The following is a 22,356-nucleotide window of genomic DNA, read 5'->3' as shown; positions in this document are numbered from 1 at the left end:
GTGCGGACCGGTGCCGTCGGACGGTCGGCGGAGAACGCCGCACCGGCCGCCGCACCGCTCCGGGACCCGGCCGCGCCGCTGAAGACCCGCCCCCACTGGGAGAGCCGGTTCCTGCCCTCGGCCAGCAGAAGCAGCAGATAGCCGCCGGCCGCGAGCAGGAACCAGAGCCAGTCCGCTCCGCCCTCGGACAGCCCTGCGGCGACCGAGTACAGCGCGAGGAGCGGCAGACCGGCCGGAGCCGCGCTGCGGAACGTCACAGCGAGGGCGTCCACGATCAGGCCGACCAGCAGGACACCGCCGATCAGCATCAGCCGAATGCCGTCCGTCACGGGCGCCGGAGTGGCGTACCTTCCGACATCGTCGGCGCCCGACATCAGCAGATCAGCGAGCCGCTGGACGGCCTCCGGGCCCGGCAGGACCCCGATCAGAGCCTGCCCCCTGGCGAAGACGACCGTCAGCAGGACGAGCGTGACCAGCGTCTGCGCCACGACGACCAGCATCCGGGGCATGGGCACCCGGCGGGCGAGCATGCCCATCCCGCTCTGGACCGCCAGCAGGAACGCGGCCTGCAGGATCCATCCGGCCGGCTCGACCAGCGGCAGCATCGAGCCCGCCGTCATGAGCGTCGCCGCAAGGGCGCACAGCGTCAGCCGACCGCGACCACTCATGACCATCCCCCGGAGAAACCTGTCGTGCCGCCGACGGCAGCCGACTGCGTCGTCACACCCGGGTGTCCCGCCGCCTGCTGCCAATAACGGGCAAGACCGGTCCCGGGCGCCACGGCCACCGCCGTCCAGCCCGATTCGCGCAGCAGCCGAAGCCGCCGCTCGAACGCCTCGTCCGCCCCCGCGGGCGGGACGTCGTCATGTACCCAGGCAGTGCTGTCCAGTACGAACGCGATGGCGCCGCCACTGCGCTGCCGCATCCGGGCCGCCACCGCCGCCTGCTCCTCGTCCAGATCACCGAAGAACGCGATCAGCAGCCCCTCGTTGCCGCCGCGCAGCACGTCGTACGCGCGCGACAGACCGCCCCCCTCGGAGTGGTCGACCACCGCCAGGGTGTCCATCATCAGCCCCGCGGAGTCGGCGGACTCCTGCGTCGATCCGGCGAAGCCTCCCTCGCCCTCGCCCGGCACCGCGTTCCCGTCGTCGGTCAGCAGCCGGACCGCGAAACCGCGCTCCAGCATGTGCACCAGCGTGGACGCGGCCCCCGACACCGCCCATTCGAAGGCGGAGTCGGGCCCCGACCCCTGATAGGCGATCCGGCGGGTGTCCAGCATCACCGTGCATCTGGCCCGCTGCGGCTGCTCCTCGCGGCGCACCATCAGCTCGCCGTACCGCGCGGTGGAGCGCCAGTGGACCCGGCGCAGATCGTCGCCGTGCCGGTAACCGCGCGGAATCACGTCGTCGTCACCGGCCAGCGCCAGCGAACGCTGCCGCCCCTCGCCGTACCCCGAGGCCTCGCCCGCCAGCCGTACGGGCGGCAGCGGCTCGGTCCGCGGAATGACGACGAGGGTGTCGTACGCGCTGAACGAACGGGTCAGCTCACACATCCCGAACGGATCGCTCAGCCGCAACTGCAGCGGCCCCAGCGGATAGCGCCCACGCAGATCCGACCGCACCCGGTAGGACACCTCGCGACGGCCGTCCGCCTCCACCCGGTCCAGCACGAACCGGGGCCGCGGCCCGAGCACATAAGGCACCCGGTCCTGCAGCATCAGCAGCCCGGTCGGCAGCCGGGACACATTCTCCATCCGTAGATGAACCCGCGCCTCCGCGCCCGAGGACACCCGGGAGGGCGAGAGCCGCCGGGTGCCCGTGACCCGGTAACGGGTGCGGACGAGCACCATCACACAGATCAACGGCAGCGCGGCGAGCAGCAACCCGACCCGCAGCAGATCCGCCTGCCCCAGCACATAGGCGCAGATCGCCGCCGCGACACCCGCCGCGAGGAAGGACCGCCCACGCGTGGTCAGTCCGCTCAGAGCGGCCCTCAGAGCGCCCTTTCCGTCGCCGTCGTCCAACGAGGCCGGCCCCCCGGGGCTCATCACACCCGCCGTACGCCGGGCTGATGCCGGCCGTACACCGGACGGCCCGGCTGGTGCTGGGGCTGCACCCGTGGGACGACACCGCCGTCGCCGGCCGTCGGCACCGGTGTCTGCTGGAGGATCTCCAGCACGACCTGCTCGGCGGTACGGCGGTTCAGCTGGGCCTGTGCCGTCGGCAGCAGCCGGTGCGCGAGCACCGGGACCGCCAGCGCCTGCACGTCGTCCGGCAGGCAGTAGTCCCGGCCGCTCAGCGCCGCGGAGGCCTTCGCCGCGCGCAGCAGGTGCAGGGTGGCCCGTGGCGAGGCGCCGAGTCTGAGATCGGGATGGCTGCGGGTGGCCCCGACGAGCTCCACCGCGTACCGCCGCACGGCGTCGGCCACATGGACCGTCCGTACCGCGTCGATCAGCTTCACGATGTCGTGGGCGTGCGCCACCGGCTGAAGATCGTCGAGCGGCGAGAGCCCGCCGTGCACATCGAGCATCCGCAGCTCGGCCTCCGTATTCGGATAGCCGATCGACACCCGCGCCATGAACCGGTCCCGCTGGGCCTCGGGCAGCGGATAGGTGCCCTCCATCTCCACCGGGTTCTGGGTGGCCACCACCATGAACGGGTCGGGCAGCTCGTACGTGTGCCCGTCGATCGTGACCTGGCGTTCCTCCATCGACTCCAGCAGCGCCGACTGGGTCTTCGGCGAGGCCCGGTTGATCTCGTCGCCGATCACGACCTGGGCGAAGATCGCGCCCGGCTTGAACTCGAAGTCGCGCCGCTGCTGGTCGAAGATGGACACACCGGTGATGTCCGAGGGCAGTAGGTCCGGCGTGAACTGAATACGCCGCACCGAGCAGTCGATGGACCGCGCCAGCGCCTTGGCCAGCATCGTCTTCCCGACGCCGGGGACATCCTCGATGAGGAGATGCCCCTCCGCCAGCAGCACGGTCAGCGAAAGCCGAACGACCTCGGGCTTGCCCTCGATCACGCTCTCCACCGACCTGCGCACCCGCTCCGCAGTCGTGGTCAGATCTGTGAGGCTCGCTCGATCGTCATAGGTCGTCACCCGGCCCTCCTCGGCCCTGCCCCACGCTCACCAGGAGCAGGGGATTCCCCAGTCACGGACCGACACGCGTGCAGCGGCCCGGCCCACCCCGAAACACGGACACCCCTCCGGCAGCGGAACGTCCGGCGAGATGCCACATGCGCATTCTTGTTGCCGTTACCGCTTCGTGTCACTCGCCTGTGGATAAGTCGCGGCGATATGTCGGGTTCGGTGGGTTTATCGGCTCCCGATGGACGCCGTCCGGGCCGGCGGTCAGGACGCGGAGGCGGGAAAGATCTCGCGCAGCGAGCCGCTGGTCACATCGAAGACGAAGCCGCGTACGTCATCGGTGTGCAGCAGGAACGGCGAGGTGCGCACGCGCTGCATCGACTGCCGTACGTCCTGGTCCGCGTCCTTGTACGCCTCGACGGCCCAGACCGGACGCTGACCGACCTCCACCTCCAGCTCCTGGCGGAATTCCTCGGTGATCGATTCCAGGCCGCAGTTCGTGTGATGGATGAGGATGACGCTGCGGGTGCCCAGGGCCCGCTGGCTGATGGTCAGCGAACGGATCACGTCATCGGTGACCACGCCGCCGGCGTTGCGAATGGTGTGGCAGTCGCCGAGCGACAGACCGAGTGCCTTGTGCAGGTCGAGCCGGGCGTCCATGCAGGCGACCACGGCGACGCGCAGCACCGGCTTGGCGTCCATGCCCGGGTCCTCGAATCCGGCGGCGTACCGGATATTCGCCTCGACGAGGCGGTCGGTGACCGTGCCCCCGGTGCGGGCCCGGTCGGCAGAGGGCGCGGAAGGCCCGGCGGGAGAGTGTGCGGAAGTCGACATGGTTATGACGTTAACTCTCGGCGGTGGTCGCGTCGCGCTGCGGGAAGGGACAAAGAACGTCAACGAGGCTTGTTGTGAGCTAACCCACAAGCCCCACAGTTGTTCGTTCGGCCGGGTGAACAGGGGGCAGGGCGACGCGCTGCCCTGTTGATTGATCGGGAATCCATCGAATGGCAGGGTGGACTAAAGTGACGGGAAGTTACCGACACCCTGCACATTCCGTAGATTTCCCCCGTGTGCGGCGTACGTACGGTCCGGCCCTCTCCCGCTCGCCGGTCGGTCGGCGCCTCTTCCCCGGCGTCGACCGCCCTCCCCTTCTGAGCGGGCGGGGACCAGGCCGTACGTGCCACCGCACGGGACCTGAGCCTGAGAGGGCGCATGAGCCAGACCCGACACGTCCCGGTGATGCTCCAGCGGTGCCTGGATCTGTTGGCCCCCGCTCTGGAGGCGCCGGGCCCGCAGCAGCCCGTGGTCGTCGACTGCACCCTCGGCCTCGGCGGACACAGCGAGGCGCTGCTCTCCGCCTTCCCCTCCGTGCGGCTCATCGCGCTGGACCGCGACAAGGAGGCGCTGCGGCTCTCCGGCGAGCGGCTCGCCCCGTACGGCGACCGGGCCACCCTGGTGCACGCGGTCTACGACGAACTGCCCGAGGTGCTCGCCCGGCTCGGCATCCCGAAGGTCCAGGGCATCCTCTTCGACCTCGGCGTCTCCTCCATGCAATTGGACGAGGCCGAGCGCGGATTCGCGTACGCCCAGGACGCCCCCCTCGATATGCGCATGGACCAGACGGCCGGTATCAGCGCGGCCGAGGTGCTCAACACCTATCCGCCGGGCGAATTGGTACGGATCCTGCGGGCGTACGGCGAGGAGAAGCAGGCCAAGCGGATCGTCTCCGCGATCGTGCGCGAACGAGAGAAGGAGCCGTTCAGCAACAGCGCGCGGCTCGTCGAGCTGATCCGGGACTCGTTGCCGCAGGCCGCCAAGCGCACCGGCGGCAACCCCGCCAAGCGCACGTTCCAGGCGCTTCGCATCGAGGTCAACGGCGAGCTCGCCGTCCTGGAGCGGGCTGTTCCGGCCGCCGTGCAGAGCCTCGCGGTCGGCGGCCGCATCGCCGTCCTCTCGTACCACTCGCTGGAGGACCGGCTGGTCAAGCAGGTCTTCGCGGCAGGCGCCGCGACCACGGCGCCGCCCGGACTGCCGGTCGTCCCCGAGCGCTATCAGCCCCGGCTGAAGCTGCTGACCCGCGGCGCGGAGCTGCCCACGGAGGAGGAGGTCGCCGAGAACCGGCGCGCCGCTCCCGCCCGGCTGCGCGGCGCCCAGCGGATCCGCGAGGAGGAACGATGAGCGTCCGGTCTCCGGGAACCAGGACACCGGCGACGCCCGGGGCGGCACGGTGAGCAAAGCGGCCGGGCAGTTGAAAGGGCGGGCGGCGCGGCTTGCCCGGCTGATGCCGGCCGGGCCCAGCAACGCGGCCCGTACCCCCTTCGTCCTGCTGGTCGTGCTGCTCCTCGGCGGCGGCCTGATCACGCTCCTGGTGCTCAACTCGGCACTCAACGAAGGATCGTTCAGGCTGAGCGAGCTGAAGAAGCGGACCACCGAGTTCACCGACGAGCAGCAGGCCCTCCAGCGTGACGTCGACAGCTACTCCGAGCCGGGCGCCCTGGAGCGGCGCGCCCGCGAACTGGGCATGGTGCCCGGCGGCAGCCCCGCCTTCCTGGACCCGGACGGCAAGGTCCGCGGCGTCCCCGCACAGTCCACCGCCGAGCCGGCCCCCGCACCGCCGCCGCGGAAGCCCAGTACCCCCGAGAAGCCCCCCGCGACCGCCCCGTCCACCGGCGCCCCGGCGCCGGCCACCGGCTCGCCCTCTCCCTCGGCCACCCCTTCGGGCGCCGCCGTGAAGCCCAGCACCGCCGCGGCCCCGCATGCCGGGCCGCGTACCCCGGCAGTCCAGCCCTCGACGAGCCCCGGCAGGTGACGCAGTGTCTCCCAAGGAACCACCGCGCCGCCGGGTCCCCGGCCCCGCGCGCCCCCGCAACGCGGTAGGCGGCCAGGGGCGCCCCCGGCCCGCCGCCCGCCGCCCGTCGTCCCCGGCGCCCCGTGCCCGCGCGCCCCGCAACCAGCCCGCGCGTTCCCTCCGTCTCGGCAGCCCGCGCCCCCGGCTCCGCCTGGTCAGCGTCGCCCTGACGCTCGTCATGCTGGTGTTCGTCGTCCGGCTCCTCCAGGTCCAGGCCGTCGACGCCAACGCGTACGCGGCCAAGGCCAAGGAGAACCGCTACCTCAGCTACACGATCTCCGCCGAGCGCGGCGAGATCACCGACCGCAGCGGTATCGCGCTGGCCACCAGCGTCGACGCGTACGACATCACCGCCGACCCGTCGATGTTCACGCCCGAATTCAGCAAGGCCCCCGACGCGCCCCGGCAGGCGGCGGCGCTCCTCGCCCCGATCCTCGGCGCCGACGCCGCCGAGCTCACCGCGAAACTTTCCAAGAAGAGCCGTTACACCGTCCTGGCCCGCCGCCGGACCCCGCAGGTCTGGAATCAGATCAGGGACCTCAAGTCCGTCTTCGCCGAGAAGGCGGCGAAGGACAGGGCGGCCGGCGGTCCCGGAGCCAATGTGCTGGCCGGGGTCTTCCAGGAGGCGACCACCAAACGGGTCTACCCCAACGGAGGGCTCGCCGCCGGGATTCTCGGTTATGTCAACGCCGAAGGCAAGGGCGCGGGCGGCCTCGAATCGCAGCTGGACAAGGAGCTCGCGGGCGAGGACGGCAAGATCAAGTACGCCCAGTCCGGCGGCCGGCGGGTGCCCACCGCGGGCACCAAGGAGGTCCCGGCCGTCGCCGGGTCCGACATCGAGCTGACCATCGACCGCGACATCCAGTGGGCGGCCCAGCAGGCCATCACCGACCAGGTGAAGAAGTCCAAGGCGGACCGCGGCTACGTGGTCGTGCAGAACACCAGGACCGGCGAGGTCCTCGCCATGGCCAACGCGCCCGGCTTCGACCCCAACGACCTCTCGCAGGCCGACGCGGCGTCGCTGGGCAACGCCGCGCTCCAGGACGCGTACGAGCCCGGCTCCACCAGCAAGGTCATGTCCATGGCCGCAGTGCTGGAGGAGGGCGTCGCCACCCCCGGTACCCACGTCACCGTCCCCAACCGGCTGCACCGCGGCGACCGGCTCTTCAAGGACGACATCGACCACCCCACCTGGTACCTGACGCTCAACGGCGTACTCGCCAAGTCCAGCAACATCGGCACCATCCTGGCCACCGGGGAGCTCGGCAGGACCCAGGCCCAGGCCAACAAGGTCCTCTACTCCTACCTGCGCAAGTTCGGGATCGGCTCTCCGACCGGCCTCGGCTACCCCGGCGAGACCCCCGGCATCCTCGCCGAGCCCGAGGACTGGTCGACCTCGCAGCAGTACACGATCCCGTTCGGCCAGGGCCTCTCGCTCAACGCCGTGCAGGCCGCCTCCATCTACTCGACGATCGCCAATGGCGGGGTCCGCGTCGCGCCCACGCTGGTTCGCGGCACCAAGGGCCCCGACGGCCACTACAAGGCCGCCCCCGCTCCCGAACGGAGCCGGGTGGTCAGCGAAAAGACCGCCAAGACGCTCGCCACCATGCTGGAATCGGTGGTCGGAGACGAGGAGGGCACCGGAACCAAGGCCAAGATCCCCGGCTACCGGGTGGCGGGCAAGACCGGTACCGCCAACCGGGTCGACCCCGTACGCGGCGGCTACCGCGGCTACACCGCGTCCTTCGCGGGCTTCGCCCCCGCCGACGACCCGCAGATCACCGTCTACTGCGCGATCCAGAACCCCACCAAGGGCAGCTACTTCGGCGGCCAGATCTGCGGACCGATCTACAAACGGGTCATGGAGTTCGCGCTGAAGACCCTCCAGACCCCACCGTCCGGCAGCGAGCCAGCCCGGCTGCCGGTGTCCTTCCAGCCCGGCGAGTGAACACGGGGAAACCGACCAGTGACAACCATCACCCCCGATCCCGGGAACCGGAACGGGAACCACCAGAACCCGGCCCCCTCACTTCGCGAGAGGCCGGGTGCGCCCGGTACGCTCACCGCCGTGCCCCACGCTGATCAGTTCCAAACCACCCAGAAGGACGCGCCTGTGAACTACCCGGGAGCGCCCCGCCCGGACCGGATCGGACCGACGCCCCTCGGCGATCTGGCAGCCCGGCTGGGAGTCGAACCGCCGGGAACCGGCGAGGTCACCGGCATCACCCATGACTCGCGGGCGGTCCGTCCCGGCGACCTGTACGCGGCCCTGCCGGGTGCCCGCTTCCACGGCGCCGATTTCGCCGCCCAGGCGGCCGGCCTCGGCGCGGCCGCCGTCCTCACCGACCCGGCGGGCGCCGAGCGCGCCGCCGCCACCGGGCTGCCGGTGCTGGTCACCGAGGACCCGCGCGGCCGGATGGGCGAACTCGCCGCCGAGATCTACGGACGGCCCGGCGGTGACCTCCTCCAGATCGGCATCACCGGAACCTCCGGGAAGACCACCACCGCGTACCTCATCGAGGGCGGCTTCCGCGGTGCCGGGCGCGCCACCGGGCTGATCGGCACCGTGGAGACACGGATCGGCGACGAGCGCATCAAGTCCGAGCGCACCACCCCCGAGGCCACCGACCTGCAGGCCCTGTTCGCCGTCATGCGTGAACGCGGGGTCGACTCGGTGACCATGGAGGTTTCCAGCCATGCCCTGGTGCTCGGCCGGGTCGACGGCTGCGTCTTCGACGTCGCGGTCTTCAACAACCTCAGCCCGGAGCACATGGAGTTCCACACCGGGATGGAGGACTACTTCCAGGCCAAGGCACAGCTCTTCACCCCCCGGCGCAGCCGGCAGGGCGTCGTCAACTTCGACGACGAGTACGGCCGTAGGCTGATCGCCGAGGCGAGTGTCCCCGTCGTCACCTTCTCCGCCGAGGGCCACCCGGACGCCGACTGGCGCGCCGAGGACGTCGAGGTCGGGCCACAGGGCTCCACCTTCACCGTCGTTGGCCCCAAGGGCGAGCGGATCGCCGCCAGGGCCCCGCTGCCCGGCCCGTTCAACGTCGCCAACACCCTCGCCGCGATCGTCACCCTCGCCGTCGCGGACCTCGACCCGCAGGCCGCCGCCGACGGCGTCGCCGCTGTTCCGGGCGTCCCCGGCCGGCTGGAACGCGTCGACGCCGGACAGCCGTACCTCGCGGTCGTCGACTACGCGCACAAGACCGACGCAGTCGAATCCGTGCTGCGCTCCCTGCGGAAGGTCACCCGAGGCCGGCTGCACATCGTCCTCGGCTGCGGCGGCGACCGCGACACCACCAAACGCGGCCCGATGGGCGCCGCGGCGGCCCGCCTCGCCGACACCGCCGTACTGACCTCCGACAACCCCCGATCCGAGGACCCCCTCGGAATCCTCGCCGCCATGCTCGCGGGCGCCGCCGAGGTGCCCGTCCACGAGCGGGGTGACGTCCTGGTCGATGCCGACCGGGCCGCCGCCATCGCCGCCGTGGTCGCCCGCGCCGAGCCCGGTGACACCGTGCTGATCGCCGGCAAGGGCCACGAGCAGGGCCAGGACATCCACGGCGTGGTACGCCCCTTCGACGACCGCGTGGTCCTGCGCGCGGCCATCGAACGCTCCCTGGGGCACAGCGGTACCGACAACACCGCCCACGCCCACACCCACGAGAACAGTCAGGGATGACCAAGTGATCGCCCTTTCCCTCGCCGAGATCGCCGAAATCGTCGGCGGGCAGTCGTACGACATACCCGATCCGGCAGCAACCGTCAGCGGTCCCGTCGTCATCGACTCCCGAGAGGTGAAGCAAGGCAGCCTGTTCGTCGCCTTCGCCGGGGAGCGGGTCGACGGCCACGACTACGCGCAGCGCGCCGTCGAGGCGGGCGCGGCAGCAGTGCTGGCCGCCCGCCCCGTCGGTGTTCCGGCGATCGTCGTCGATGACGTCGTGGCCGCCCTCGGCGCGCTCGCCCGTTCCGTCGTCGGCCGCCTCGGCACCACCGTCGTCGCCCTCACCGGCTCCGCGGGCAAGACCTCCACCAAGGACCTCATCGCCCAGCTCCTCGAACGCAAGGGCCCCACGGTCTACCCGGCGGGCAACCTCAACAACGAGATCGGGCTGCCGCTCACCGCCCTGCGCGCCACCGAGGACACCCAGCACCTCGTCCTCGAAATGGGCGCACGCTACGTCGGCGACATCTGTTATCTCACCGGCCTCGTCCCGCCCCGGATCGGCCTCGTCCTCAACGTCGGCACCGCTCACATCGGCGAGTTCGGCGGCCGCGAGCAAATCGCCAAGGCCAAGGGCGAGATGGTCGAGTCGCTGCCGGAGGACGGCCTCGCCGTGCTCAACGCCGACGACCCGCTCGTGCGCGCCATGACCTCCCGTACGAAAGCCCGGGTGCTGCTCTTCGGCGAAGCCGCGGATGCGGACGTACGGGGAGAGAACGTCCGTCTCACCGACGACGGTCGTCCCGCTTTCAAGCTCCACACACCCACCGGGTGCAGCGACGTGACCATGCGCCTGTACGGTGAGCACCACGTGTCGAACGCGCTCGCCGCGGCCGCCGTCGCCCATGAGTTGGGCCTGTCCGCAGACGAGATCGCCGAAGGGCTCTCCGAGGCGGGCACCCTCTCCCGCTGGCGCATGGAGGTCACCGAGCGTCCGGACGGCGTGACGTTCGTCAATGACGCCTACAACGCGAACCCCGAATCCATGAAGGCAGCGCTGCGCGCGCTGGTCGCCATGGGGAAGGGCCGGCGTACGTGGGCGGTGCTCGGCCCCATGGCCGAGCTCGGCGACGCCTCGCTCGCCGAGCACGACGCGGTCGGACGGCTCGCTGTCCGGCTCAACGTCAGCAAGCTCGTCGCAGTCGGGGGCAGAGAGGCCTCCTGGCTGCAACTGGGCGCATACAACGAGGGTTCGTGGGGTGAGGAGTCGGTGCACGTGTCCGACGCACAGGCTGCCGTCGACCTGTTGCGCAGTGAACTGCGCCCGGGAGACGTCGTGCTGGTGAAGGCGTCCCGGTCGGTCGGCCTGGAGCAGGTCGCCATGGCACTGCTGGAGAACGCGTCCGAGGGCGAGGTCGCCGGCCGATGAGGCAGATCCTCTTCGCGGGGGCCATCGGGCTCTTCCTGACCCTGGTCGGAACTCCGCTGCTGATCAAGCTGCTGGCCCGCAAGGGATACGGGCAGTTCATCCGGGACGACGGCCCGCGCACCCACGGGTCCAAGAAGGGCACGCCCACCATGGGCGGTATTGCCTTCATCCTGGCGACGATCATCGCGTACGTCCTGGCGAAGGTGATCACCGGCGAGGAGATGCGCTTCTCCGGTGTGCTGGTGCTCTTCCTGATGGCCGGTATGGGTCTTGTCGGCTTTCTCGACGACTACATCAAGATCGTCAAGCAGCGCTCGCTGGGTCTGCGGGCCAAGGCGAAGATGGCTGGCCAGCTGATCGTCGGCATCGCCTTCGCGGTGCTCTCGCTCCAGTTCGCCGACGCCCGCGGCAACACCCCTGCCTCCACCAAGCTGTCGTTCGTCGCGGACTTCGGCTGGTCGATCGGCCCGGTGCTGTTTGTTGTCTGGGCGCTGTTCATGATCCTCGCCATGTCCAACGGCGTGAACCTGACGGACGGTCTGGACGGCCTGGCCACCGGCGCGTCGGTGATGGTCTTCGGCGCTTACACCTTCATCGGGCTGTGGCAGTTCCAGGAGTCCTGCGCCAACGCGACGACCCTCACCAACCCCAACGCCTGTTTCGAGGTGCGAGATCCACTCGACCTGGCGGTCGTCGCCTCCGCGCTGATGGGCGCCTGCTTCGGCTTCCTGTGGTGGAACACCTCGCCCGCCAAGATCTTCATGGGCGACACCGGCTCGCTCGCTCTCGGCGGCGCCCTCGCGGGTCTGGCCATCTGCTCCCGTACGGAGTTCCTGATGGCTGTCCTCGGCGGACTCTTCGTGATGATCACCATGTCCGTGGTCATCCAGGTCGGCTCCTTCAAGATGACCGGTAAGCGGGTCTTCCGGATGGCGCCGCTCCAGCACCACTTCGAACTCAAGGGGTGGTCCGAAGTCCTTGTCGTGGTCCGCTTCTGGATCATCCAGGGCATGTGCGTGATCGTCGGACTCGGTCTCTTCTACGCGGGATGGGCAGCCGAGAAGTGAGCAACCAGGACTGGCAGGGCAAGCGCGTCACCGTCGCGGGACTCGGAGTCTCCGGAATCCCGGCGGCCACGGTGCTGCACGGCCTCGGCGCCGTCGTCACGGTGGTCAACGACGGGGACGACGAGCGTTCCCGTACGCAGGCCGCGGAGCTGGAGGCGCAGGGCATCACCGTGCGCCTCGGCGACGGGGCGACCCTGCCCGAGTCCACCGAGCTCATCGTCACCGCCCCGGGCTGGCGGCCCGACAAGCCGCTCTTCACCGCAGCCGCCGAGGCGGGCGTCCCGGTCTGGGGCGACGTCGAACTCGCCTGGCGGCTGCGCGGCCACGGCGGCAGGGAACCGGCCCCCTGGCTCGCGGTCACCGGCACCAACGGCAAGACCACCACCGTGCGGATGCTCGCCGCCATCCTGGAGGCGGCCGGGCTGCGCACCGCCGCGGTCGGCAACATCGGCGTCTCCCTCCTCGACGCCGTCCTCGGCGACGAGGAGTACGACGTACTCGCCGTCGAGCTGTCCAGCTACCAGCTGCACTGGGCACCCTCGCTGCGCGCCCACTCGGCGGCCGTTCTCAATCTGGCCCCCGACCACCTCGACTGGCACGGCTCCATGGAGGCGTACGTCGCGGACAAGGGCCGGATCTACGAGGGCAACCGCGTCGCCTGCGTCTACAACGCGGCCGAGAAGGCGACCGAGGACCTGGTCCGCGCGGCCGACGTCGAGGAGGGCTGCCGCGCCATCGGCTTCACTCTGGGCACACCGGGCCCGTCCCAACTGGGCGTCGTCGACGGCATCCTCGTCGACCGCGCCTTCGTGACGAACCGGCAGAAGCAGGCCCAGGAGCTTGCCGAGGTCACCGACGTCAACCCGCCGGCTCCGCACAACATCGCCAACGCCCTGGCGGCCGCGGCCCTGGCCCGCGCCTTCGGTGTCGAGCCCGCGGCCGTACGGGACGGACTGCGGGCCTTCCGCCCCGACCCGCACCGCATCGAGCACGTCGCGGACATCGCCCAGGTCGCGTACATCGACGACTCCAAGGCCACCAACACCCATGCCGCCGAGGCATCCCTGGCGGCCTACGACCCGATCGTCTGGATCGCCGGCGGCCTCGCCAAGGGCGCCACGTTCGACGAGCTGGTGACCGGGGCCGCCCGGCGGCTGCGGGGCGTCGTACTGATCGGCCGGGACCGGGCCCTGATCCGCGAAGCCCTCGCGCGACACGCCCCCGAAGTCCCGGTGGTCGACCTCGACCGGACCGACACTGGGGCGATGTCCGAGGCGGTCCGCGAGGCGGCACGGCTCGCCCGGCCGGGAGACACCGTACTGATGGCCCCGGCCTGCGCCTCGATGGACATGTTCGCCAATTACAACAAGCGGGGCGAGGCGTTCGCGGACGCGGTCCGCGCACTCGCCGCCGAGAGCGCCTGACGGGCCCGGCCTCCGCACCGTACCGTCCCGGACGACCGGGTGCGGGTGGACGCGCCACGGGCCGCGGCTCTCGGCGGCGGCCCCGGGCACGAGCAGTGGAGGGGACAGCGACAATGCCGGCCGAAGAGAGCTCCGCCGCACCCCGTGGGGACCGCTCACGGGGCACCGCGGCGATCAGCCGGGCGCTCGCCCCGCCACTCCTCGCCGGCGCGGCCGCGCCGGCGCTGCTCGGCCCCGCCTCGCGGGCCCGGTCGGTCACCGGCTCCCGGCGCCCCTCGGTGCCCCGTTCCCAGGGGCGTTCCACCGGCACCCCCCGTGCCCCGCGCGGCGGCGGCGTGCGGCGGATGTACGAGCAGGCACGCCGGGCCTGGGACCGCCCTCTGACCGCGTACTACCTGATCCTGGGCGCCGGCCTGCTGATCACCGTGCTCGGACTGGTAATGGTCTACTCCGCCTCGATGATCAAGGCCCTGGAGCTGGACAAACCCGGCACCTACTTCTTCCGTAAGCAGTTCCTCGCCGCCGTCATCGGCGCCGGACTGATGGCGCTCGCCGCCCGGATGCCCGCCAAACTGCACCGGGCGTTCGCCTACCCGCTCCTCATGGGGGCCGTCTTCCTGATGGTGCTGGTCCAGGTGCCGGGGATAGGGATGTCGGTCAACGGCAACCGGAACTGGCTCTACCTGGGCGGTCCCTTCCAGCTCCAGCCCAGCGAGTTCGGCAAGCTCGCCCTGGTCCTGTGGGGCGCGGACCTGCTCGCCCGCAAACAGGACAAACGGCTGCTGACGCAGTGGAAGCACATGCTCGTCCCGCTCGTCCCGGTCGCCTTCATGCTCCTCGGGCTGATCATGCTCGGCGGCGACATGGGCACTGCGATCATTCTCACGGCGATCCTCTTCGGACTGCTCTGGCTGGCCGGGGCGCCGACCCGGCTCTTCGCCGGGGTGCTCGGCTTCGCCGGAGTGATCGCCTTCGTGCTGATCAAGACCAGTCCGAACCGGATGTCCAGACTCGCCTGCATCGGCGCCAGCGAACCCGGACCCGGGGATTCCTGCTGGCAGGCCGTGCACGGAATCTACGCTCTGGCGTCCGGTGGATGGTTTGGTTCGGGGCTCGGTGCGAGTGTGGAAAAATGGGGTCAACTACCCGAACCGCACACCGACTTCATCTTCGCCATCACCGGGGAGGAACTGGGGTTGGCGGGGACGCTGTCGGTACTCGCCCTCTTCGCGGCTCTAGGCTATGCGGGTATCCGCGTGGCCGGACGCACGGAGGACCCCTTCGTGAGGTACGCCGCGGGAGGTGTGACCACCTGGATCACGGCGCAGGCCGTGATCAACATCGGTGCGGTGCTCGGCCTGCTGCCGATCGCCGGTGTCCCGCTCCCGCTGTTCTCCTACGGAGGATCGGCCCTGCTGCCGACCATGTTTGCTGTCGGGCTGCTGATCGCGTTCGCGCGAGAGGATCCCGCCGCGAAGGCGGCCCTGGCCATGCGGAGGCCCGGGGTGAGATGGAAGACGATGAGGCGGCGCGTCAAGAAGCGTCCGTCCGGAGAGCGGTGAATTTCGGTGCATGTCGTACTCGCCGGTGGGGGGACCGCCGGCCACATCGAGCCCGCGCTCGCCCTCGCGGACGCCCTGCGCAGGCAGGACCCGACCGTGGGAATCACTGCCCTCGGCACGGAGCGCGGACTCGAGACCAGGCTCGTACCCGAGCGGGGGTACGAACTCGCCCTGATCCCGGCCGTGCCGCTGCCGCGCAAGCCCACCCCGGAACTGATCACCGTCCCGGGACGGCTGCGCGGCACCATCAAGGCCGCCGAGCAGGTCCTGGAGCGCACCAAGGCGGACTGTGTCGTCGGTTTCGGCGGCTACGTCGCCCTGCCCGGCTACCTCGCCGCCAAGCGGGTCGGCGTGCCGATCGTCGTCCATGAGGCCAATGCCCGGCCGGGCCTGGCCAACAAGATCGGTTCCCGGTACGCCCACGGGGTCGCCGTCTCCACTCCCGACAGCAAGCTGCGTGGTGCCCGCTACATCGGCATCCCGCTGCGCCGGACCATCGCCACCCTGGACCGGGCCCGGGTCCGCCCCGAGGCACGTGCGGCCTTCGGCCTCGACCCCAACCTGCCGACGCTGCTGGTCTCCGGCGGCTCGCAGGGCGCTCGCCACCTCAACGAGGTGGTCCAGCGGGTCGCCCCGCTGCTGCAGCGCTCCGGGATCCAGATCCTGCACGTGGTCGGCCCGAAGAACGAATTGCCGCGCATCGACAACATGCCCGGTATGCCGCCCTACATCCCGGTACCGTACGTGGACCGGATGGACCTCGCGTACGCGGCGGCCGACATGATGCTCTGCCGCGCGGGCGCGATGACCGTCGCCGAACTCTCCGCCGTCGGGCTCCCCGCCGCCTACGTACCGCTGCCCATCGGTAACGGCGAACAGCGGCTCAACGCCCAGCCGGTGGTCAACGCCGGCGGTGGTCTGCTGGTGGACGACGCGGCGCTCACCCCCGAGTGGGTGCAGGGCAACGTCCTGCCGGTGCTCGCGGATCCGCACCGGCTGTACGAGATGTCCCGCGCCGCCGCCGAGTTCGGCCGCAGGGACGCCGACGACCTGCTCGTCGGCATGGTGTACGAGGCGATTGCCGCACGCCGAGGCGCGTGAGGCGGGCGGGTCCGGGGGCGGTGCCCCCGGACCCGGCATAAGGAGCGAGTGTGGCCGGACCGACGACCGCCCGGCGCGGTGCAGCGCAGCAGGAGGACTTCCCGGCCCGCCCGCCGCGCCCGCAACCCGAGGGGCGCAGGCGGCCCAACCGCAGACAGCTGATCGTCATCGGTGTGCTGGTGCTCCTGCTCGGCTCCGGCGCCGTGTGGGCGCTCTACGGCTCCTCCTGGTTCCGGGCCGAACAGGTCGGGATCACCGGCCTCGACGTGTTGACACCGGCCGAGGTGGAGGCCGCCGCGGCCGTACCGATCGGCGCTCCCATGATCTCCGTGGACACCGATGCCATCGCCGACCGGTTGCGCCGGAAGCTGCCTCGTATCGACTCGGTGGATGTCGTACGGTCCTGGCCGCACGGAATCGGACTCGAGGTGACCGAACGGCAGCCGGTCCTGTTGATGAAAAAGGGCACAAAATTTACTGAAGTGGACGCGAAAGGAGTGCGTTTCGCAACGGTGGACAAATCGCCCGGTCATGTACCTCTGCTTGAACTGACGCCCGATCAGTCGGCAAGTCTGCGACGCTTCGGCAGCGCCCGGCTGGTGCGGGAAGCGGTCCGGGTCGCGGGCGGACTTCCGGCGGGCGTCGTCAAGGAAACCAAGGTTGTACGGGTCACCTCGTACGACTCGATCTCCCTGGAACTCACCCGTGGTCGCACGGTGATCTGGGGCAGCGGCGAGGACGGGCCGGTGAAGGCGAGAGTCCTCACCGCTCTCATGAAAGTCGCACCCAAAGCGGGACACTTCGACGTGAGTACACCCACCGCCCCTGCCGTGTCGGGTAGTTGACGCACATTTGGCCTGGCCAGCACCCTGGTTGGTCAGCGCTACGGGTGATCACATAGGGTGAAAAGAAAAACGGGAGGTTCGGCGTGTTCGTTGAACGTGCGCCACTTGTCGACTTAGTGTCCTGTTCGGAAGAGTCCATGAAGCAGACACACTGGTAACCCTAAACTTCAACGTTAGGGTTTGGGTCGGCGTTTCGGACCGTCCCAATCGGCATCCGTCGTCGCGGCGGGACCCCCGCACAGCGACGACACGTAACTCGAGGCGAGAGGCCTTCGACGTGGCAGCACCGCAGAACTACCTCGCAGTCATCAAGGTCATCGGTGTCGGCGGCGGTGGTGTCAATGCCATCAACCGAATGATCGAGGTCGGCCTCAAGGGCGTCGAGTTCATCGCGATCAACACGGATGCGCAAGCCCTGTTGATGAGCGACGCCGACGTCAAGCTCGACGTCGGCCGCGAACTCACCCGCGGCCTCGGCGCCGGGGCCAACCCGGCCGTCGGTCGCAAGGCGGCAGAGGACCACCGTGAGGAGATCGAGGAGGTCCTCAAGGGGGCCGACATGGTCTTCGTCACCGCCGGAGAGGGCGGCGGCACCGGCACCGGTGGCGCACCCGTCGTCGCCAACATCGCGCGCTCGCTCGGCGCCCTCACGATCGGTGTGGTCACCCGCCCGTTCACCTTCGAGGGCCGGCGACGTGCGAACCAGGCGGAGGACGGCATCGCCGAGCTCCGCGAAGAGGTCGACACCCTCATCGTCATTCCCAACGACCGACTGCTGTCCATCTCGGACCGCCAGGTCAGCGTGCTCGACGCGTTCAAGTCGGCCGACCAGGTACTGCTCTCGGGTGTCCAGGGCATCACCGACCTCATCACGACCCCGGGCCTGATCAACCTCGACTTCGCCGACGTCAAGTCGGTCATGTCCGAGGCCGGATCGGCACTCATGGGCATCGGCTCGGCCCGCGGCGACGACCGCGCCGTGGCCGCCGCGGAGATGGCGATCTCCTCGCCGCTCCTGGAGGCGTCCATCGACGGCGCACGCGGTGTCCTGCTCTCCATCTCCGGCGGCAGCGACCTCGGTCTCTTCGAGATCAACGAGGCCGCCCAGCTGGTGAGCGAGGCGGCGCACCCCGAGGCGAACATCATCTTCGGCGCGGTCATCGACGACGCACTGGGCGACGAGGTCCGCGTCACGGTGATCGCGGCGGGCTTCGACGGCGGACAGCCGCCGGCCCGGCGCGAGAACGTCCTGGGCGCGAACTCCACCAAGCGCGAGGAGCCGGCTCCGCCGGTCCGGACCGCCGAGCCCGTGCGTCAGAGCGGCGGACTGGGCTCCGTGACTCCGCGCGAGGAGCCCCCGGTCCAGGCCGAGCCCGTACCGGCGGTCGGCGAGAGCCACCTGCCGCCGGTCACTCCGCCGCACATCCCGCCGGCCCGTCCCTACCAGGACTCCCAGGCCGAAGAGCTGGATGTTCCGGACTTCTTGAAGTGATAGATCGGCATCACGCAGTTCCCGCAGTGTCCTCAGTAACCTCGGGGGGCCGCGGCGCGCACTTCGCCTTCACCGACAGGTGGGGCGGGGTGAGCGCCGCTCCGTACGAGGAGCTCAACCTCGGCGGCGCGGTCGGAGACGACCCCGCCGCCGTTCTGGCCAATCGGGAGCGGGCCGCCCGGGCCCTCGGTCTCGACCCGGCGCAGGTCGTCTGGATGAACCAGGTGCACGGGCGGGACGTCGCGGTCGTCGACGGCCCGTGGGGAGACGCTTCGGAAATCCCCGCGGTGGACGCGGTGGTGACCGCGCGGCGCGGACTCCCGCTCGCCGTGCTCACCGCCGACTGCACCCCCGTACTCCTCGCCGACCCGGTCGCCGGGGTCGCGGCGGCCGCACACGCGGGCCGTCCCGGTCTCGTCGCCGGAGTCGTTCCGGCCACGGTCGAGGCCATGGCCGCACTGGGCGCCGTCCCCTCCCGGATCGTCGCCCGCACCGGACCGGCGGTCTGCGGACGGTGCTACGAGGTTCCGTCCCGGATGCGCGCCGAGGTCGCCGAGAGCGTCCCGGCCTCCCGGTCCGAGACCAGCTGGGGCACCCCGGCCGTGGATGTCACCGCGGGGGTCCACGCGCAACTCGAAGCCCTCGGGGTCGAGGACCGGCGCGCATCGCCGGTCTGCACTCTCGAATCGGGTGACCACTTCTCGTACCGCCGCGACCGCATCACCGGGCGGCTCGCCGGATATGTCTGGTTGGACTGATAGGGCATGACGGACCGTAAGACTCAACTCGCCGAAAATCTGGCACAGGTGGAAGAACGCATTGCTTCCGCCTGCATCGCCGCCGGCCGCAAGCGGGAAGAAGTGACCCTCATCGTGGTCACCAAGACCTACCCCGCGAGCGATGTGCGGATTCTGCATGAACTCGGTGTGCGTCATGTCGCAGAGAATCGTGACCAGGACGCGGCACCCAAAGCAGCCGAATGTGCGGATCTGTCGCTCACCTGGCATTTTGTCGGTCAATTGCAGACCAATAAGGTTCGTTCTGTGGCGAGTTACGCCAATGTCGTACAGTCGGTGGATCGGACCAAATTGGTCACGGCTCTCTCGGCGGCGGCCGTACGCGAAGGGCGCGAACTCGGCTGCCTCATCCAGGTCGCACTCGACGCGGAGAGCGGCGAGCGGGGTGCCCGGGGCGGCGTCGCGCCGGACGGGATCGAGGAGTTGGCCGCCGCGGTCGAAGACGCGCCCGGGCTGCGGCTCGGAGGTCTGATGACCGTCGCGCCGCTCGCCGGACCGTACGCGGGACGGCAACGCGCCGCCTTCGACCGGCTGATGGAATTCTCATCCCGCATGCGCGGGAACCATCCGGCTGCGAACATGGTCTCCGCAGGGATGAGTGCGGACCTCGAGGACGCGGTTGCGGCCGGAGCGACACATGTGCGCGTCGGTACGGCGGTACTCGGAGTCCGACCGAGGCTCGGGTAACGTCGCCAAGCAGGTCGGACCACAGCAGAAAATATGGTCATTCCCGCCTATGGCGGGCAGGCCTCAGTGGATCGCGGGGCACTTGGTGACAGATGCCGATCCACCACAGAGCGGAGGACTCAGAGCATGGCCGGCGCGATGCGCAAGATGGCGGTCTACCTCGGCCTCGTGGAGGACGATGGGTACGACGGTCCGGGGTTCGACCCCGACGACGAATTCGAACCCGAGCCGGAGCCCGAGCGCGACCGGCGGCGGCACCAGCCCGCGCATCAGGTGGAGCGGGACCGGGAACGGGACGAACCGGTGCGAGTGGTGCAGCCACCCGCGCAGCGGGAACCGGTTCAGATCCCGGCGGAAAGGGAGCGACCCGCCCGAATCGCCCCCGTGGCATCCATCACACCTGAACGTCCGAACATGGAGAAGAACGCGCCGGTGATCATGCCCAAGGTTGTGTCCGAGCGGGAGCCCTACCGCATCACCACGCTGCACCCCAGGACCTACAACGAGGCCCGTACTATCGGGGAACACTTCCGTGAGGGCACTCCGGTGATCATGAATCTCACCGAGATGGACGATACGGATGCGAAGCGACTTGTCGACTTTGCCGCAGGGCTCGTCTTCGGTCTCCATGGCAGCATTGAGCGCGTGACGCAGAAGGTGTTCCTGTTGTCGCCTGCTAACGTCGATGTCACGGCGGAGGACAAGGCCCGCATCGCTGAGGGCGGATTCTTCAACCAGAGCTGAGAACACGACACCGGGAACAACCCGGCCGTAGGGCCGGAGCTACGAGAGCCAGGGGAGAGGGAAGCGCGAAATGGGCGTCGTACTGCAAGTTGTCTATATCGCGCTGATGTGTTTCCTCATCGTGCTGATCTTCCGGCTGGTCATGGACTACGTCTTCCAGTTCGCACGTTCATGGCAGCCCGGCAAGCCGATGGTGGTCATACTTGAGGCCACCTACACTGTCACGGATCCACCGCTCAAGCTTCTGCGGCGGTTCATCCCGCCGCTGCGTCTCGGGGGCGTGGCACTCGACCTGTCCTTCTTCGTTCTGATGATCATCGTCTACATCCTGATCAGCATCGTGATCAGGCTGTGAGCGATACGGTCTTGCCGACTGCCGACGACTACGTAGAGGTGAAGAAGAGATGCCGCTGACCCCCGAGGACGTGCGGAACAAGCAGTTCACGACCGTCCGCCTCCGAGAAGGCTATGACGAGGACGAGGTCGATGCCTTCCTCGACGAGGTCGAGTCCGAGCTGACCCGCCTGCTCCGTGAGAACGAGGACCTGCGCGCCAAGCTGGCCGCCGCCACGCGTGCCGCCGCGCAGAACCAGCAGCAGGGGATGCGCAAGCCGGAGCCGCAGGACCGGCCCGGGGCGCCTGTGCCCGCCGCCATATCGGGTCCGCCGGTCCAGCAGCAGCCCCCGCAGATGGGTCCGCCCCAGCTGCCCGGTGGTGCTCCGCAGCTGCCCGCCGGTCCCAGCGGTCACGGTCCCGGTCCCCAGGGCCAGCACGGCCCCGGTCCGCAAGGCCCGCACGGCCCCGGTCCGATGCAGGGCGGTCCCATGGGTGGCCCCATGGGCGGCCCCATGGGCGGTCACGCCCCGCAGCAGCAGATGCAGCAGATGCAGCAGCCGCCGCAGATGCAGCAGCCCGGTCAGGGCCCCGGCGGCGACAGCGCCGCCCGTGTCCTCTCGCTCGCGCAGCAGACCGCCGACCAGGCGATCGCGGAGGCCCGTTCCGAGGCCAACAAGATCGTCGGCGAGGCGCGCAGCCGTGCCGAGGGCCTGGAGCGCGACGCGCGTGCCAAGGCGGACGCGCTGGAGCGGGACGCGCAGGAGAAGCACCGCGTGGCGATGGGCTCGCTGGAGTCGGCCCGCGCGACGCTGGAGCGCAAGGTCGAGGACCTGCGCGGCTTCGAGCGCGAGTACCGGACCAGGCTGAAGTCCTACCTGGAGAGCCAGCTGCGTCAGCTGGAGACCCAGGCCGACGACTCGCTGGCCCCGCCGCGGACCCCGGCGACCGCTTCCCTGCCGCCGTCGCCCTCGCTGGCTCCGGCCGGTGCGGGTGCCATGGGTCACACCATGGGTGGCGGCAACCACGGCGGTCACGGCAACCAGCCGATGGGCGGCAACCCGTCCATGGGCGGTGGTCCCTCGTACGGTGGCCAGCAGCAGATGTCGCCGGCGATGACCCAGCCGATGGCACCGGTGCGGCCGCAGGCGCCGCAGCCGATGCAGCAGGCTCCTTCGCCGATGCGCGGGTTCCTGATCGACGAGGACGACAACTGAGCCGGGTGCGCGCGGTGAGCGCGTAGCCGTCGGCAGGCTGAGGGCCGGGC

The 22,356-nt window shown here is 70.2% G+C and carries 20 protein-coding genes; 16 read left to right on the top strand and 4 right to left on the bottom strand.

Annotation, left to right across the window (positions count from 1 at the left end; genetic code table 11):
• From ACFU8Q_RS21655 to ACFU8Q_RS21640, 4 genes are all read right to left on the bottom strand, one after another.
• A partial coding sequence (locus ACFU8Q_RS21655) for a DUF3488 domain-containing protein (protein ID WP_384456337.1) occupies nucleotides 1–668 on the bottom strand: 668 nt, incomplete at its 3' end.
• Nucleotides 665–2,047: a DUF58 domain-containing protein gene (locus ACFU8Q_RS21650; protein WP_384456334.1), complete on the bottom strand. Its 1,383-nt coding sequence runs from the start codon at nucleotides 2,045–2,047 to the stop codon at nucleotides 665–667. The genes ACFU8Q_RS21650 and ACFU8Q_RS21655, both read right to left, overlap by 4 nt.
• Nucleotides 2,047–3,102: an AAA family ATPase gene (locus ACFU8Q_RS21645; RefSeq protein ID WP_384456331.1), complete on the bottom strand. Its 1,056-nt coding sequence runs from the start codon at nucleotides 3,100–3,102 to the stop codon at nucleotides 2,047–2,049. Before ACFU8Q_RS21645 ends, ACFU8Q_RS21650 begins: the two co-directional genes overlap by 1 nt.
• Before the next feature lie 252 nt (nucleotides 3,103–3,354).
• Nucleotides 3,355–3,924 (bottom strand): beta-class carbonic anhydrase, encoded by a 570-nt coding sequence (locus tag ACFU8Q_RS21640; RefSeq protein WP_384456328.1) that lies wholly within the window; start codon nucleotides 3,922–3,924, stop codon nucleotides 3,355–3,357.
• A gap of 378 nt (nucleotides 3,925–4,302) precedes the next feature.
• On the opposite strand from ACFU8Q_RS21640, the gene rsmH reads away from it, so the two are divergent.
• The 16 genes from rsmH to ACFU8Q_RS21560 all read left to right on the top strand — a co-directional run bounded on the left by rsmH (nucleotide 4,303) and on the right by ACFU8Q_RS21560 (nucleotide 22,306).
• The gene (gene rsmH / locus ACFU8Q_RS21635; protein ID WP_384456324.1) at nucleotides 4,303–5,268 is read left to right on the top strand and encodes a 16S rRNA (cytosine(1402)-N(4))-methyltransferase RsmH; all 966 of its coding nucleotides are present in this window, start codon (nucleotides 4,303–4,305) and stop codon (nucleotides 5,266–5,268) included.
• Between the two features lie 49 nt (nucleotides 5,269–5,317).
• On the top strand, nucleotides 5,318–5,899 hold the full coding sequence (locus ACFU8Q_RS21630; RefSeq protein ID WP_384456321.1) for a septum formation initiator: 582 nt from the start codon (nucleotides 5,318–5,320) through the stop codon (nucleotides 5,897–5,899).
• A 4-nt stretch (nucleotides 5,900–5,903) separates the two neighbouring features.
• Nucleotides 5,904–7,886 carry a peptidoglycan D,D-transpeptidase FtsI family protein gene (locus ACFU8Q_RS21625; RefSeq protein WP_384456318.1) on the top strand — a complete coding sequence of 661 codons (1,983 nt, stop codon included), beginning with the start codon at nucleotides 5,904–5,906 and terminating at the stop codon, nucleotides 7,884–7,886.
• Between the two features lie 18 nt (nucleotides 7,887–7,904).
• Nucleotides 7,905–9,626, top strand: a complete 1,722-nt coding sequence (locus tag ACFU8Q_RS21620; RefSeq protein WP_384456315.1) for a UDP-N-acetylmuramoyl-L-alanyl-D-glutamate--2,6-diaminopimelate ligase — start codon at nucleotides 7,905–7,907, stop codon at nucleotides 9,624–9,626.
• Nucleotides 9,627–9,630: 4 nt separating this feature from the next.
• The gene (murF, locus tag ACFU8Q_RS21615) at nucleotides 9,631–11,037 is read left to right on the top strand and encodes a UDP-N-acetylmuramoyl-tripeptide--D-alanyl-D-alanine ligase (RefSeq protein WP_384456312.1); all 1,407 of its coding nucleotides are present in this window, start codon (nucleotides 9,631–9,633) and stop codon (nucleotides 11,035–11,037) included.
• The gene (gene mraY, locus ACFU8Q_RS21610; RefSeq protein ID WP_384456309.1) at nucleotides 11,034–12,104 is read left to right on the top strand and encodes a phospho-N-acetylmuramoyl-pentapeptide-transferase; all 1,071 of its coding nucleotides are present in this window, start codon (nucleotides 11,034–11,036) and stop codon (nucleotides 12,102–12,104) included. The genes murF and mraY overlap by 4 nt, the downstream gene beginning before the upstream one ends.
• On the top strand, nucleotides 12,101–13,528 hold the full coding sequence (gene murD / locus ACFU8Q_RS21605; protein ID WP_384456340.1) for a UDP-N-acetylmuramoyl-L-alanine--D-glutamate ligase: 1,428 nt from the start codon (nucleotides 12,101–12,103) through the stop codon (nucleotides 13,526–13,528). Before mraY ends, murD begins: the two co-directional genes overlap by 4 nt.
• Before the next feature lie 113 nt (nucleotides 13,529–13,641).
• Nucleotides 13,642–15,090, top strand: coding sequence for a putative lipid II flippase FtsW (gene ftsW / locus ACFU8Q_RS21600; RefSeq protein ID WP_384456306.1), 1,449 nt, complete (start codon nucleotides 13,642–13,644; stop codon nucleotides 15,088–15,090).
• A 6-nt stretch (nucleotides 15,091–15,096) separates the two neighbouring features.
• Nucleotides 15,097–16,191, top strand: coding sequence for an undecaprenyldiphospho-muramoylpentapeptide beta-N-acetylglucosaminyltransferase (gene murG / locus ACFU8Q_RS21595; RefSeq protein ID WP_384456303.1), 1,095 nt, complete (start codon nucleotides 15,097–15,099; stop codon nucleotides 16,189–16,191).
• A gap of 50 nt (nucleotides 16,192–16,241) precedes the next feature.
• Nucleotides 16,242–17,036: a cell division protein FtsQ/DivIB gene (locus ACFU8Q_RS21590; RefSeq protein ID WP_384456302.1), complete on the top strand. Its 795-nt coding sequence runs from the start codon at nucleotides 16,242–16,244 to the stop codon at nucleotides 17,034–17,036.
• Nucleotides 17,037–17,313: 277 nt separating this feature from the next.
• Complete coding sequence (ftsZ, locus tag ACFU8Q_RS21585; RefSeq protein WP_384456299.1) at nucleotides 17,314–18,528, top strand: cell division protein FtsZ; 1,215 nt, start codon at nucleotides 17,314–17,316, stop codon at nucleotides 18,526–18,528.
• Entirely contained in the window at nucleotides 18,525–19,286 is a 762-nt protein-coding gene (gene pgeF / locus ACFU8Q_RS21580) for a peptidoglycan editing factor PgeF (RefSeq protein ID WP_384456296.1), read from the top strand. Before ftsZ ends, pgeF begins: the two co-directional genes overlap by 4 nt.
• A gap of 6 nt (nucleotides 19,287–19,292) precedes the next feature.
• Nucleotides 19,293–20,012 (top strand): YggS family pyridoxal phosphate-dependent enzyme, encoded by a 720-nt coding sequence (locus ACFU8Q_RS21575; RefSeq protein WP_384456293.1) that lies wholly within the window; start codon nucleotides 19,293–19,295, stop codon nucleotides 20,010–20,012.
• Nucleotides 20,013–20,138: 126 nt separating this feature from the next.
• Nucleotides 20,139–20,756: a cell division protein SepF gene (locus ACFU8Q_RS21570; RefSeq protein WP_114244064.1), complete on the top strand. Its 618-nt coding sequence runs from the start codon at nucleotides 20,139–20,141 to the stop codon at nucleotides 20,754–20,756.
• 70 nt (nucleotides 20,757–20,826) lie between these two features.
• On the top strand, nucleotides 20,827–21,111 hold the full coding sequence (locus ACFU8Q_RS21565; RefSeq protein WP_384456290.1) for a YggT family protein: 285 nt from the start codon (nucleotides 20,827–20,829) through the stop codon (nucleotides 21,109–21,111).
• Between the two features lie 49 nt (nucleotides 21,112–21,160).
• Nucleotides 21,161–22,306 (top strand): DivIVA domain-containing protein, encoded by a 1,146-nt coding sequence (locus tag ACFU8Q_RS21560; RefSeq protein ID WP_384456287.1) that lies wholly within the window; start codon nucleotides 21,161–21,163, stop codon nucleotides 22,304–22,306.
• Nucleotides 22,307–22,356: the final 50 nt, after the last annotated feature.

Origin of the sequence: Streptomyces sp. NPDC057543 (assembly GCF_042801895.1) — a bacterium.
Classification (GTDB): domain Bacteria; phylum Actinomycetota; class Actinomycetes; order Streptomycetales; family Streptomycetaceae; genus Streptomyces.
This window is presented reverse-complemented; position numbering and strand designations above follow the sequence as displayed.